This window comes from Ruegeria atlantica (genome assembly GCF_947495585.1).
Classification (GTDB): domain Bacteria; phylum Pseudomonadota; class Alphaproteobacteria; order Rhodobacterales; family Rhodobacteraceae; genus Ruegeria; species Ruegeria atlantica_G.
Genome location: NZ_CANLZK010000005.1, coordinates 89,399 through 101,639, shown reverse-complemented (window position 1 = coordinate 101,639; position 12,241 = coordinate 89,399). Strand labels below are relative to the sequence as shown.

At 57.3% G+C, this 12,241-nt stretch carries 12 protein-coding genes; 6 read left to right on the top strand and 6 right to left on the bottom strand.

What is annotated here, in order from left to right; genetic code table 11:
* The first annotated feature begins 11 nt into the window (after positions 1 to 11).
* From ccrA to QMP16_RS11250, 6 genes are all read left to right on the top strand, one after another.
* The gene (ccrA, locus tag QMP16_RS11275; protein ID WP_058273680.1) at positions 12 to 1,298 is read left to right on the top strand and encodes a crotonyl-CoA carboxylase/reductase; all 1,287 of its coding nucleotides are present in this window, start codon (positions 12 to 14) and stop codon (positions 1,296 to 1,298) included.
* A gap of 207 nt (positions 1,299 to 1,505) precedes the next feature.
* Positions 1,506 to 1,724, top strand: a complete 219-nt coding sequence (locus tag QMP16_RS11270; RefSeq protein WP_282152462.1) for a hypothetical protein — start codon at positions 1,506 to 1,508, stop codon at positions 1,722 to 1,724.
* Entirely contained in the window at positions 1,663 to 2,382 is a 720-nt protein-coding gene (locus QMP16_RS11265; protein ID WP_282152461.1) for a helix-turn-helix transcriptional regulator, read from the top strand. The genes QMP16_RS11270 and QMP16_RS11265 overlap by 62 nt, the downstream gene beginning before the upstream one ends.
* 84 nt (positions 2,383 to 2,466) lie before the next feature.
* Positions 2,467 to 3,105, top strand: a complete 639-nt coding sequence (locus tag QMP16_RS11260; RefSeq protein WP_282152460.1) for an acyl-homoserine-lactone synthase — start codon at positions 2,467 to 2,469, stop codon at positions 3,103 to 3,105.
* A gap of 60 nt (positions 3,106 to 3,165) precedes the next feature.
* Positions 3,166 to 4,698 carry an ATP-dependent DNA helicase gene (locus QMP16_RS11255; protein ID WP_282152459.1) on the top strand — a complete coding sequence of 511 codons (1,533 nt, stop codon included), beginning with the start codon at positions 3,166 to 3,168 and terminating at the stop codon, positions 4,696 to 4,698.
* Positions 4,695 to 5,423, top strand: coding sequence for an SDR family oxidoreductase (locus QMP16_RS11250; protein ID WP_282152458.1), 729 nt, complete (start codon positions 4,695 to 4,697; stop codon positions 5,421 to 5,423). Before QMP16_RS11255 ends, QMP16_RS11250 begins: the two co-directional genes overlap by 4 nt.
* Positions 5,424 to 5,430: 7 nt before the next feature.
* On the opposite strand, the gene QMP16_RS11245 is transcribed toward QMP16_RS11250, so the two are convergent.
* From QMP16_RS11245 to QMP16_RS11220, 6 genes are all read right to left on the bottom strand, one after another.
* The gene (locus QMP16_RS11245; RefSeq protein ID WP_058278770.1) at positions 5,431 to 6,195 is read right to left on the bottom strand and encodes a TIGR02186 family protein; all 765 of its coding nucleotides are present in this window, start codon (positions 6,193 to 6,195) and stop codon (positions 5,431 to 5,433) included.
* 2 nt (positions 6,196 to 6,197) lie between these two features.
* Positions 6,198 to 7,118 carry a sulfite exporter TauE/SafE family protein gene (locus QMP16_RS11240; protein ID WP_058273512.1) on the bottom strand — a complete coding sequence of 307 codons (921 nt, stop codon included), beginning with the start codon at positions 7,116 to 7,118 and terminating at the stop codon, positions 6,198 to 6,200.
* Positions 7,119 to 7,464: 346 nt separating this feature from the next.
* The gene (locus QMP16_RS11235) at positions 7,465 to 8,433 is read right to left on the bottom strand and encodes an ABC transporter permease (RefSeq protein ID WP_282152457.1); all 969 of its coding nucleotides are present in this window, start codon (positions 8,431 to 8,433) and stop codon (positions 7,465 to 7,467) included.
* Entirely contained in the window at positions 8,433 to 9,527 is a 1,095-nt protein-coding gene (locus QMP16_RS11230; RefSeq protein ID WP_282152456.1) for an ABC transporter permease, read from the bottom strand. Before QMP16_RS11230 ends, QMP16_RS11235 begins: the two co-directional genes overlap by 1 nt.
* A 1-nt stretch (position 9,528) precedes the next feature.
* Complete coding sequence (locus tag QMP16_RS11225) at positions 9,529 to 11,058, bottom strand: ABC transporter ATP-binding protein (protein ID WP_282152455.1); 1,530 nt, start codon at positions 11,056 to 11,058, stop codon at positions 9,529 to 9,531.
* 90 nt (positions 11,059 to 11,148) lie between these two features.
* Complete coding sequence (locus QMP16_RS11220; protein ID WP_282152454.1) at positions 11,149 to 12,147, bottom strand: BMP family lipoprotein; 999 nt, start codon at positions 12,145 to 12,147, stop codon at positions 11,149 to 11,151.
* Positions 12,148 to 12,241 lie beyond the last annotated feature (94 nt).

Below are 12,241 nucleotides of genomic sequence, written 5' to 3'. Positions count from 1 at the left end.
AGGAGGCCAACATGGCTCTGGACACCGACAGCGGCATCGCGTCGTACGAGGCACCGGAAAAAGACCTCTATGAGATGGGTGAAATCCCTCCGATGGGTTTTGTGCCCAAGAAAATGTATGCATGGGCGATCCGCAAGGAGCGCCACGGCGACCCGGACACCGCGATGATTCAGGAAGTCGTAGACGTCCCCGTGCTGGACAGTCACGAAGTGCTGGTTCTGGTCATGGCTGCAGGCGTCAACTACAACGGCGTTTGGGCCTCGTTGGGCAAGCCGATCTCGCCTTTTGACGGCCATAAGGCACCTTACCACATTGCCGGTTCGGATGCGTCTGGCATCGTTTGGGCAGTTGGTTCAAAAGTCACCCGTTGGAAAGTTGGTGATGAGGTTGTCATTCACTGCAACCAGGATGATGGCGACGACGAACATTGTAATGGTGGCGACCCGATGTATTCGGATAGCCAGCGGATTTGGGGCTATGAAACTCCAGACGGCTCGTTCGCGCAGTTCACCAATGTTCAAGCCCAGCAGCTGATGCCGCGTCCCAAGCACCTGACTTGGGAAGAAAGCGCCTGCTACACGCTGACACTGGCGACCGCTTATCGGATGCTGTTCGGCCATGAACCGCACGATTTGAAGCCGGGTCAGAACGTTCTGGTTTGGGGCGCATCGGGTGGCCTGGGGTCTTACGCGATCCAGTTGATCAACACCGCAGGTGCAAACGCGATCGGTGTGATCTCGGACGAAAGCAAGCGTGACTTTGTGATGGGTCTGGGTGCCAAGGGCGTTCTGAACCGCAAAGATTTCAACTGCTGGGGTCAGCTGCCGACGGTCAACACACCCGAATATGCCGAGTGGTTCAAAGAGGCCCGCAAGTTCGGCAAAGCCATTTGGGACATCACCGGTAAAGGCAACAACGTCGACATGGTGTTCGAGCACCCCGGCGAAAGCACCTTCCCGGTTTCGACATTCGTCGTGAAAAAAGGCGGTATGGTTGTAATCTGTGCCGGTACAACCGGCTATAACCTGACCTTCGACGTGCGTTACATGTGGATGCACCAGAAGCGTCTGCAGGGCTCGCATTTTGCCCACCTCAAGCAGGCAGCAGCTGCAAACCAGCTGATGGTTGAACGCCGCCTGGATCCCTGTATGTCCGAAGTGTTCACCTGGAATGATCTTCCCGAGGCGCACATGAAAATGCTGCGGAACGAGCATAAGCCGGGCAACATGTCGGTGCTGGTTCAGGCTCCACAGACCGGAATGCGCACCTTGGAAGAGGTTCTGGCCGCGCGCGACTAAGTTCGTCTCAGACAAAATCCAAAACACCCGCGAATCGGTTTTCCGGCTCGCGGGTGTTTCTTTTTGGGTGGTGGTGTCAGCCTTTTCAAAGACTTAAACGAAAATACCCCGCTGTTTTTGGGGAGTAGAAATCAGTGAATAGGCTAAAAAAACTTCCTCATGCTATGGTTGTGTTAACCCTTCGTTAACCGTTTCGGAGAGACGCTGATGGCGCAAAATGAGTGGATACTGGACGTATTGTCGGACCTCAGCGCTTTTGCTGTTGAAAACGGTTTGACCGGGCTTGCCGAGCAGTTGGATGACACCAAACTGATCGCCGCAGCCGAAATCTCGTCCAGAAAGAATGAGGTTCGGGCACCAGCAGATGGCAACAAAACTCGATATGAGCCAGGTTCTGGAGGACTTGGAAAACACCAACTCGCTTGACGAACTGAGCGATGTCGCCATTCGCCTGCGGGACAGGCTGCAGATTGAAAACCTGATTTACCATTGGGTCGACGGGGCCGGTGATCAATACGGGTACACCACCTATCCCGACGTCTGGGCCGAACGGTACCGTGAGCGCAATTATCACAGGATAGATCCGGTCATTCTGGGATGTTTCCAACGGTTTCACCCGGTGGACTGGAAGACGCTGGATTGGTCGGGCAAGGTTGCCAAGACGTTCTTGAAGGACGCGTTAGAGCACGGCGTTGGCAATCAAGGTTATTCCATTCCGATCCGCGGACCGAATGGCCAATTCGCTTTGTTTACCGTCAATCATACCTGTGACGATGACACCTGGCAGAGATTCATCGAAACGCATGGGCGTGAACTGATCCTGATCGCGCATTACTTCAACCGAAAGGCGCTGGAGTTTGAAAGTGACCGTCAGCCCGAATCCTCACGCGGATTGTCGCCGCGTGAAGTGGACGCCATGACCTTGCTCGCCCTGGGTTATAGCAGGGCACAGGTCGCTCATTCCTTGTCGATCTCGGAACATACGCTGAGGGTCTATATCGAAAGCGCACGCGCCAAGTTGGGTGCGCAAAACACAACTCATGCTATCGCAACGGCCTTAAGCCGAGGGTTAATAGTCGTTTAAGGCGCGCGCTCTCTCAAAACCGGAAATTAACCACGACTTTGTACCCCCTTCGTTCTTGCACAGGACGACAAGGGGAAAAGAGTCATGTTGCGTTATGTCTATGCTGACGAATTGCACAAATATCCAAAACTGGCCGAGGGGATGTTTCGGGACCGCGCCGATCAATTCAAAACCCGGCTGGGCTGGGATGTTCATGTCAACGACAAGGGGGAAGAGCGGGATCCGTACGATGATCTGAACCCGATCTATGTTATTTGGGAAGAACCGGATGGCAGCCATGGTGGGTCCATGCGTGTTTTACCGACGACTGGTTCGGTCATGGTGAACGAGGTGTTCGGACACCTGACGGGCGGCAAACCAATCAACAGCCCCTTGATCTGGGAGGTGACGCGCTTTTGCCTGTCGCGCACGGCAAGCCCGCATACGGCCGGGGCCATCATGCTTAGCGGCGGCGAGATGATGGAGGGGTTTGGTCTAACCCACATTGCGGGCGTTTTCGATGCGCGCATGATTCGCATCTATCGCCTGATCGGATCATCCCCGATCGTGCTGGGAACGGAAGGTAAGGGACGTGATCAAATCTCGGTCGGGATGTGGCCGTATTCGGCCGATGACTGCAACCGCGTGGCCCAGCGCGCAGGCATCCCGCGTGAATTGTCGCAGCTGTGGTTCAAGACGGCTTTCGGCGTTGGCAGGCAACACCCGTTTGCATTGTCAGCGTGACAGGATGAAAACCGAATTCCACATCTGGTGATAGCTGGCGCGGGCTTGTAGGGTCGCGCCATGTCTTTGCCCTCTGTGACTTACTCTGACGACCAGGCCGCCGCGTATGACAGCATCTCTGAGATGCTGAAATCGGCAGGTGTTGACCTTGACGATGACGCGCTGCTGAAGCTTCCGGGATCGGGTAAGTCCGGTGTGATGGCCGTGATTGGCAAGGCGGGGTCCGGAAAAACCCTGCTGCTGGCCGAGCTTTACAAAGCCATTGCGGACACCGGCGTTCAGATTGTGTCCGGCGACTTCGAGAGCCGCAAAGCCCGTGAAAAACGCAGTCTGGCGATCTTGGCCCCGACGAACAAAGCGGCCAGCGTATTGCGTCTGCGCGGGGTGCCAGCCACCACGATCCACCGCATCCTTTATACACCCGTCTACGATCCGGAATACGAGCGCATCGCCGAATGGCTGGCAGGCAATGACGAACGTCCCGAAATCGAGGGTCTGACCGACGAGGCGCTGGATCGCGCAGCGGCGTTTTACCAGAACAACAAGTCCATCCCGGGCGCTCTGGCCGCGGCAGGGTTACGGGGCTCCGATTTTATCACCGGCTGGAAGCGCCGGGACGAGCCGTTGGACATCGGGTTTGTGGACGAAGCCTCGATGCTGGATGACCGGCAATTCGAAGACTTGCAAGAAATCTTCCCAACACTTCTGCTGTTTGGTGACCCGGCACAATTGGCGCCGGTCAATCAGTCGGGCAGCATGGTGTTCGAAGCGTTACCCGAACCGCGCAAACAGATCCTTCACCGGGTTCACCGACAGGATGCGGACAACCCGATATTGGACCTTGCCCATGCGCTGTCGGACCCACAGATGGGGTTCGAAGATTTTGAGCGCATGGTCGAGCAGACCGCCCGTCAGGACGACCGTGTGGTTTGGGGGCAGCGGGTCGAGGTCGATCTGATGGCCCGCAGTCCCGTTCTGGTCTGGCGCAATGCAACCCGCATTCGGCTAATTCAGGCTTTTCGGAATGTTCACGGCGCGCCGGATACCGAATTGTTGGAAGGTGAACCGCTTATCTGCGACGGTATTGAACTGCCCCTTAAACATCGCAAGAAACGGCTGGATCTTGAGGCGCGTGGCCTGATCAAGGGCGCTCAGGTCATCTATCTGGGTCCTGGCCGCAAACCGGGCTTTTCCAGGTTGCACGTAATGGGTGCCGAAGACCCTCAGGTCAGCGCTGCATCTATCGTCAAGATTGAAAAACCAGACGAGGAAGAGCCGTTTATTCCCTTTGCCGCCCGCATGGGCGCCGCCTTTCTTCACGGTGCAGCGGTCACCATTCACAAGGCGCAAGGGTCGCAGTGGAACACTGTTCAAGTGTTTGCTCCGGATATCTATGCCGCTGCCCGTATGGGCCGTACTGAAGCTGGACAGCCGCTGTGGAAACGTCTGGCCTATGTGGCTATCACACGCGCGCAGGAAAGGCTGATCTGGGTCGTGCGCAACCGGCTTGCCAAGCCGACCTATCCGCTGCGTGTGGACGACCTGCGCGCTGTCCCTGCGGCCTCGCTGACATTGGAGGCAGAAGAGACATGACATCCATTATTGTGACCGGCGCAAGTTCTGGCATAGGGCGCGCCACGGCTGAATTGTTTCTGGCCCAAGGATGGACGGTTGGTCTATTGGCGCGCAGTGCTGACAGGCTGAACCAAATGGCTGCAGAGCACGCAAACGCAATTCCACTGGTCGCGGATGTCACCGATGCACAAGCGGTCGAGGCCGCCTTTGGAGAGTTTCAGGGTAAGGCGGGCCATTTGGATGTTCTGTTCAACAACGCGGGAATTTTCGCGCCGGGGGGAACGATTGACGAGATCGCGTTGGACGATTGGTACCAAAGCGTCGCCGTCAACCTGAACGGCATGTTCCTGTGTGCCCGCGAAGCTTTTCGGATCATGCGCCACCAACCGCCGCAAGGCGGGCGCATCATCAATAACGGCTCAATTGCCGCCCATGTGCCGCGCCCCAACTCGGTGCATTACTCGGCGACAAAACACGCCATAACGGGCCTGACCCGCAGCCTGTCTTTGGATGGGCGGGGCTTCAATATCGCTTGTGGGCAGATCGATATCGGCAATGCGCGAACACAGATGGTGCAGGGCCTGGTCGAGGCGGCCATTGCCGACGGGCAGCAGCCCGACCCAACAATGGCCGTCGAAGATGCAGCGCGGTCCGTCTTGCACATGGCAAACCTGCCGCTTGAGGCAAACGTGCAGTTCATGACCGTGATGGCCACGACGATGCCCTACATCGGACGCGGGTAACGGTCAGTTACTCGCGCAATAGGCGGAACGCGGTTGACGCACCCCAACCCGCCGCTATGGCAATGACCAAAGACATCAAGCCGTACCAGACCGGTTGCTGACGGGACATGTTGTACAAAAACCGCTCCAACCCCACTTTGCGCACGTCGATGGTGGTTTCAAATTGTGAAACAACCTGGCCGCCGCGGGTTAGGAAGATGCGCGCAACATAGTCGCCTTCCGTCAAGTCCGCTGGCATTTCGATTGAGGTACGGAACAGGGTTTGTTCATCAACGGCCACTGTGTCTTCGCGAATGGAATACAGACTTTCGTGCTCGCGGATACGAATAACAGCGTCCGCGAATTCCTGCGCGCCGCGGATGTTCATCGCAGCTCCAACAGACCGGATGGCACGTTCGATTGATACGCTGTACCGCAGGTCTTCGGTATCCGACAGAATCTCATTCAAGGGCGCGCTGGTCGCAACCGCATAAAAGCTGGGGGCTTCGTCTACGAGGACACTGTCAGTATTGACCCAGATTCCAAGCTTGCGCTCTTTACGCCGAACTGTGACAGGACTGGATGGGCCGGACACTGCGACAATCACTTCCAGCGGTGGTCCTGACGGAATGGGAGCCTCGCGTTTGACCGCGCCAAAGACCAGGATCTCAGACCCGTCGAAATTGGCGGTGATGGCCACGCGATCCTGGCTGAGGCCCAGAACGACCTCCTCATCAACAGCCAAGGCGGGGCTGGCGCAAAGAGCCAGCGCAACAAGCAAGCGTTTCAGCATGATCAGTGCCCTCCGCCGGTGCCAAGTGAATAGAGCTCGGATGGTTCAAGCAGCAGATCCAGCGCCAGTTTTCCACAAACCACAAGAACAAGGGCTGCGAGCAACACGCGCAACTGCTCGGCAGGCATGCGGGCGCCGATCACCGTGCCGATCTGTGCGCCGATGACGCCGCCAACCAGAAGCAATACGGCGAGAACGACATCAACTGTAAAGTTGGTGGTAGCATGCAGCATGGTCGTAAAGGCGGTGACAAAGATGATCTGGAACAGGGATGTTCCGACCACGACCTTGGTGGGCATTCCCAATAGGTAGATCATCGCAGGTACCATGATGAACCCGCCGCCGACGCCCATAATGGCCGACAGAACGCCAACGAACAGGCCAACCAGCGCAGGCGGAATGACCGAGATATACAGGCCCGAAGTCCGGAACCGCATTTTAAACGGCATCGCATGCACCCAGCCGCGTTGGCGACGCTTGGGGGGTGCGGACACGCCTTTCTTGGATTTACGGAGGGCGTTCAAGCTTTCGATGAACATCAAACCGCCCACGACGCCAAGGAACACGACGTAGCACAACGTCACAAGCAGATCGACCTGCCCGAGGCTTTTGAGGTAGTTGAATATCACCACCCCAAGTGCGGCACCCGTTAAGCCGCCCATCAATAGGACGGTCCCCATTCTTAGGTCGACTGTTTTTCGTCGAAAATGCGCCAGAACCCCAGAGAATGAAGAGGCAACAATCTGGTTGGCCTCGGTTGCAACTGCAACGGCGGGCGGAATGCCGATGAAGAACAGCAGGGGCGTCATCAGGAAACCGCCGCCGACACCGAACATGCCCGAAAGAATGCCGACCATCCCCCCAAGCCCCAATAGAAGGAAGGCGTTGACAGAAACTTCGGCGATAGGAAGGTAAATTTGCATATCGAGCTACTGGATGAGGGTAGGCGGGTCACAGAGAGTGATCAGGGCCGCCTCAAGGCAAAGTGGTGTCGGTTTAATGCGACGCGCGGCGGCAGTGCCCCGTGGCCACATGGCGGAAGTCGGATCGCTGGGCGTCATGCCAGCAGCCTGATACGGCTAAATGTCTGGTTTTCCTCAGTGCTGAGGCGTTCATGCGTTCCCAAATACACGGTCCGGGTGGATTCCGAGTCGTGGGGTATGATTGGCGACACATGCATACCCCTTTAGAACGGTTGCGGCATGCAAAATCAACTGCGCATGCCGCTCTGCAGCGAACAGGACTGAACTGAGTCCGAAACTGGACTTATCAGCGCTCTTTCACGTAAGGCTCACCACCGGCGCGCGGCGGAACCGCCTTGCCGACAAACCCGGCCAGAATGACCACGGTAAGGACGTAAGGCAGGGCGTCCATCGCCTGCACAGGGATGACCACGCCGCCCAGATCGATGTTCTGGAACCGCAGCGCGATGGCCTGCAATAAACCGAATAACAGGCAGGCGCCCATTGCATGCCACGGTCGCCATTTCGCAAAGATCAGTGCAGCCAGCGCGATAAACCCACGGCCTGCGGTCATGTCCTTGACGAAGCCGGCCTGCAGCGCAGTGGCCAGATAGGCCCCGGCGATGCCGCACAGCACTCCACAGATGGCAACAGCGGCATAGCGTAAGCCAACGACCGAGACACCGGCCGTGTCGACGGCAGCGGGGTTTTCACCAACAGCGCGCAGGCGCAACCCGAACCGTGTGCGATACAGAATCCACCACGTTGTAGGCACCATCAGGAACGCGACATAAACCAGGATCGAATGGCCCGAGAGCAGTTCAGAATAGATCGGCCCGATGATCGGCACCCCGCTCAGTGATTCGGCAAATGGGAAATTGATGGGTGTGAAACGACCGCCACCAAACAGCGAGGGCGTGCGCCCGCCCTGTTCGAACCAGCTTTGCGCGACAAGGACCGTCATACCTGCCGCAAGGAAGTTGATTGCGACCCCGGATATCAACTGGTTGCCTCGGAAGGTGATCGAGGCCAAACCGTGAAGTCCGGAAAGAACAAGAGAAGAGGCGATCCCCGCCAGCAGCCCCAACCAGACCGATCCGGTCACGGCCGCGACGGCTGCAGAGAAGAAGGCGGCCATTAGCATCTTGCCTTCTAGACCGATATCGAAAATGCCCGCACGCTCGGAGTAGAGACCAGCCAGACAGGCCAGCAATAGCGGTGTGGCCAGGCGGATGGTCGAGTCCAGGACCTGGATGAAGGTAATGAAGAACTCCATCACTGCGCTCCCTTCCGCAGGCTCAGGAACAGCTTTTCAAGCGGCATCCGGACCATATTGTCCAATGCTCCGGTGAACAGGATCACCAGGGCCTGAATGACTACGATCAGTTCGCGTGGGATCGACGTCCAGAAAGCCAATTCTGCACCGCCCTGATAGAGAAACCCGAACAGGATCGCCGCCAGGAATACACCAAACGGGTGCGACCGGCCCATCAGCGCCACCGCGATGCCGATGAATCCCGCGCCTTCAGTTGCGTTCAAAACCAGGCGTTCGGCCTCGCCCATCACGTTGTTGATGGCCATCAGCCCCGCCAACGCGCCCGAAATCAGCATCGCAATGATCGTGATCCGCACCGGTGAAATGCCTGCATAGACAGCGCCGGTTTCGGTCTTTCCGTAGGACCGGATTTCATAGCCCAGTCGTGTCCGCCAGATCAGTGCCCAGACGACAAAACAGGCCAAAACCGCAATGAAGAACGTGATATTAACAGGGGTCCCTTTAAACACCACGTTTTCGGCGGTTGAGAACATCGACTGAAATGTGGGCAGGTGAACGGCCTCGGGGAAACGCGCAGATGAGGGGTCTTGCGCGCCCGGTGGTCGCATAAGATTGACCAACACGTAGTTCAGGAATGCCGCCGCAATAAAGTTAAACATGATCGTTGTGATTACGATGTGACTGCCACGCTTGGCTTGTAGATAGGCCGGTATGGCGGCCCATGCGGCGCCAAACAGCATCGAACCTGCGCAAGCCGCCAATAGCGCAACGCTCCAATGCGGCCAAGGGATGTAAAGGCATACCATGGCAACGCCCAGCCCGCCCAGCATAGCCTGACCTTCGCCCCCGATGTTGAACAGCCGGGCGTGGAAGGCGACGGCCACAGCCAACCCTGTGAACATAAAGTTGGTGGCATAATACAGCGTATACCCCCAACCGTAGGTCGACCCGAGCGCACCGGTCACCATCAGTTTCACCGCTTCGATCGGGTTTTCACCGATGGCCAGAATGACCAAGGCGGACAAGATTGCGGCCAATATCAGACTGATCAGCGGGATCAGCACCACATCGGCCCATTTGGGCATCTTTTCCATGTTACGCGGCCTCTCCCGCAACGCCGGCCATCAACAGGCCAAGTTCTTTTTCATCTGTTTCATGGGGCAGTCTTTCGCCCATGACATGTCCGTCAAACATCACAGCGATGCGATCCGATAGCGAGAAGATCTCTTCCAACTCGACCGAGACCAGCAAGATTGCCTTACCCTGATCGCGTAGCGCAACGATCTGCTTGTGAATGAACTCGATCGCGCCGATGTCGACGCCGCGCGTTGGTTGCCCGACCAATAGAAGATCCGGGTTCCGTTCAATTTCGCGCGCGACAACAATCTTTTGTTGATTCCCGCCCGAGAAGCTTTTGGCTGTAAGCCACGCATCAGGAGGCCGGACGTCGAATTTCTCGATCTTGCGCTCGGTATCGGCGCGCAGAGCGGCGTTGTTCATGAATATCCCGCTCTGATAGGCAGGATCACGGTGATAGCCAAAGGCCACATTTTCCCAAGCGTGGAAGTCCATCACAAGACCTTCGCGCTGGCGGTCCTCGGGAACATGCGCAATATGCTGGGCGCGACGGGCCTGACCGTCCGATCCCGGACCGCTAAGCGCCAGCGGGGCACCGTTCAGTTTGATCGAACCCTGACCCGGACGCATTCCACCCAAAACTTCCAGAAGTTCCGATTGGCCATTTCCGGCCACGCCAGCGATACCGACGATCTCACCGGCCCGAACGGTCAGGTCGATACCCTTGACCCGTTCGACCCCGGCCGAATCGAAAACGCTGAGCTTTTCAATTTCCAGAACGGGCTTTCCGGGTTGCGCAGGCACTTTGTCGACCTGCAGCAGCACTTTGCGGCCCACCATCAGTTCGGCCAGTTCCTCGGGGCTTGTGTCGGCTGTTTTCACCGTCGCCGTCATCTGACCGCGACGCATGACCGAAACCGTATCGGTGTTTTCCATGATTTCGCGCAGCTTGTGCGTGATCACGATGATCGTCTTCCCTTCGGCCCGCAGGCGGTCAAGGATGCGGAAAAGCTGGTCAGCCTCGGACGGGGTCAGAACCCCGGTGGGTTCGTCCAGAATCAGAATTTCGGCCTTGCGGTACAGGGCCTTCAGGATCTCAACCCTTTGCTGCATTCCGACGCCAATCTCGTCGATGCGCTTATTGGGATCAACGAACAGCTCGTATTCCTCTTCCAGCGCTTTCAGTTCTTTGCGCGCTTTGGTCAAGGACGGGGCCAGCAGCCCGCCATCCTCGGCACCGAGAACGATGTTTTCCAGAACGGTGAAATTCTCAACCAGTTTGAAATGCTGGAATACCATCCCGATCCCGGCAGCAATGGCCGCCTGGCTGTCAGGGATGTCGGTCTTTTTGCCGTTAATCCAGATTTCACCTTTATCGGCTTTGTAAAAGCCGTACAGGATGCTCATCAGCGTGGACTTGCCCGCACCGTTTTCACCGATGATCCCATGGATCGTGCCGGGGGCGACGCTGATGGAGATGTCTTTGTTGGCCTGAACCGGCCCAAAGGCTTTGGATATCCCTTTGAGCTCAATGGCGGGGACGGTCATGTCTTGTCCTCAATTGCCGAAAGGGCCGCGGTGTCATACGCGGCAGAGTCGGGGGGCAAGGCGGAGGTTGTACCCCCGCCTTGCGCGATATCAGAACTGCAGTGCCGGGCAGCTGTCGTTCTCATAGTAGCTGACAACAGAGACGTTACCGTCGATGATGTCCTGCCGCGCTTTGTCGACTGCGCCTTTCATCTCGTCCGAGACCAGAGGTGCGTTGTTGTCATCCATGGCGACGCCAACACCTTCTTCGGCCAGACCCATCTGGAACACGCCGGTTTCCAGGCCTTCGCCCGCTGACATCGCGTCATAAACGGCAACATCAACGCGTTTCAGCATCGAGGTCAGAACCTTACCCGGGTGCAGGTGGTTCTGGTTGCTGTCCACGCCGATCGACAGGATGCCTTCGTCTGCCGCGGTCTGCAGTACGCCAACACCGGTGCCGCCAGCGGCCGCATAGATCACATCAGCGCCCTGGCTGATTTGTGCTTTGGTTAGTTCCGAACCCTTCACCGGGTCGTTCCATGCTGCCGGGGTGGTGCCGGTCATGTTGGCAACAACATTGATGTCAGGGTTTACCGCCTTGGCACCCTGCGCATAACCGCAGCCAAAGTGGCGGATCAGCGGGATATCCATGCCACCGATAAAGCCGACGGTGCCGGATTCCGATGCCATCGCGGCCATCATGCCGACCAGATATGATCCTTCATGCTCGGCAAAACCGATTTGACGGATGTTGGGGATGTCCAACCAGTTGACATCAACTGCAACAAATTTGGTGTCCGGGTAGTCAGCAGCCACGGCGGACAGCGGATCAGCCATGCCAAATCCCATCGTGATGATTGGGTTTGAGCCGGATTCAGCGAAACGGCGCAGAGCTTGCTCGCGCTGTGCTTCGGACTGGATTTCGATCTCGTTGTAGGTGCCGCCTGTTTCTTCGGCCCAACGCGACGCGCCATTGTGGGCGGCTTCGTTAAACGATTTGTCGAACTTGCCGCCGAGATCAAAGATCAGGGCAGGATCTGCCAGCGCAGCGCCAGCCGTAAGTGCGACTGCGGCGGTGGCACCCATCAAGGATTTCATCAGGGTCATTTTATACTCCCGTTTGTTATTATCGGTCGGGGCGAAGATAGCCCCGTTCACCCACTGTGAGCGAGCATAACTGTTGTGATGGCGGGAATTAAGG

What these genes read in the sequence shown, in the direction of transcription:
- ccrA (WP_058273680.1), top strand. Translation starts at nt 12, where the DNA reads ATGGCTCTGGACACCGACAGCGGCATCGCGTCGTACGAGGCACCGGAA.
- QMP16_RS11220 (WP_282152454.1), bottom strand. Translation starts at nt 12,147, where the DNA reads ATGACCCTGATGAAATCCTTGATGGGTGCCACCGCCGCAGTCGCACTT.
- QMP16_RS11265 (WP_282152461.1), top strand. Translation starts at nt 1,663, where the DNA reads ATGGCAACAAAACTCGATATGAGCCAGGTTCTGGAGGACTTGGAAAAC.
- QMP16_RS11270 (WP_282152462.1), top strand. Translation starts at nt 1,506, where the DNA reads ATGGCGCAAAATGAGTGGATACTGGACGTATTGTCGGACCTCAGCGCT.
- QMP16_RS11225 (WP_282152455.1), bottom strand. Translation starts at nt 11,058, where the DNA reads ATGACCGTCCCCGCCATTGAGCTCAAAGGGATATCCAAAGCCTTTGGG.
- QMP16_RS11240 (WP_058273512.1), bottom strand. Translation starts at nt 7,118, where the DNA reads ATGCAAATTTACCTTCCTATCGCCGAAGTTTCTGTCAACGCCTTCCTT.
- QMP16_RS11250 (WP_282152458.1), top strand. Translation starts at nt 4,695, where the DNA reads ATGACATCCATTATTGTGACCGGCGCAAGTTCTGGCATAGGGCGCGCC.
- QMP16_RS11255 (WP_282152459.1), top strand. Translation starts at nt 3,166, where the DNA reads ATGTCTTTGCCCTCTGTGACTTACTCTGACGACCAGGCCGCCGCGTAT.
- QMP16_RS11230 (WP_282152456.1), bottom strand. Translation starts at nt 9,527, where the DNA reads ATGGAAAAGATGCCCAAATGGGCCGATGTGGTGCTGATCCCGCTGATC.
- QMP16_RS11245 (WP_058278770.1), bottom strand. Translation starts at nt 6,195, where the DNA reads ATGCTGAAACGCTTGCTTGTTGCGCTGGCTCTTTGCGCCAGCCCCGCC.
- QMP16_RS11235 (WP_282152457.1), bottom strand. Translation starts at nt 8,433, where the DNA reads ATGGAGTTCTTCATTACCTTCATCCAGGTCCTGGACTCGACCATCCGC.
- QMP16_RS11260 (WP_282152460.1), top strand. Translation starts at nt 2,467, where the DNA reads ATGTTGCGTTATGTCTATGCTGACGAATTGCACAAATATCCAAAACTG.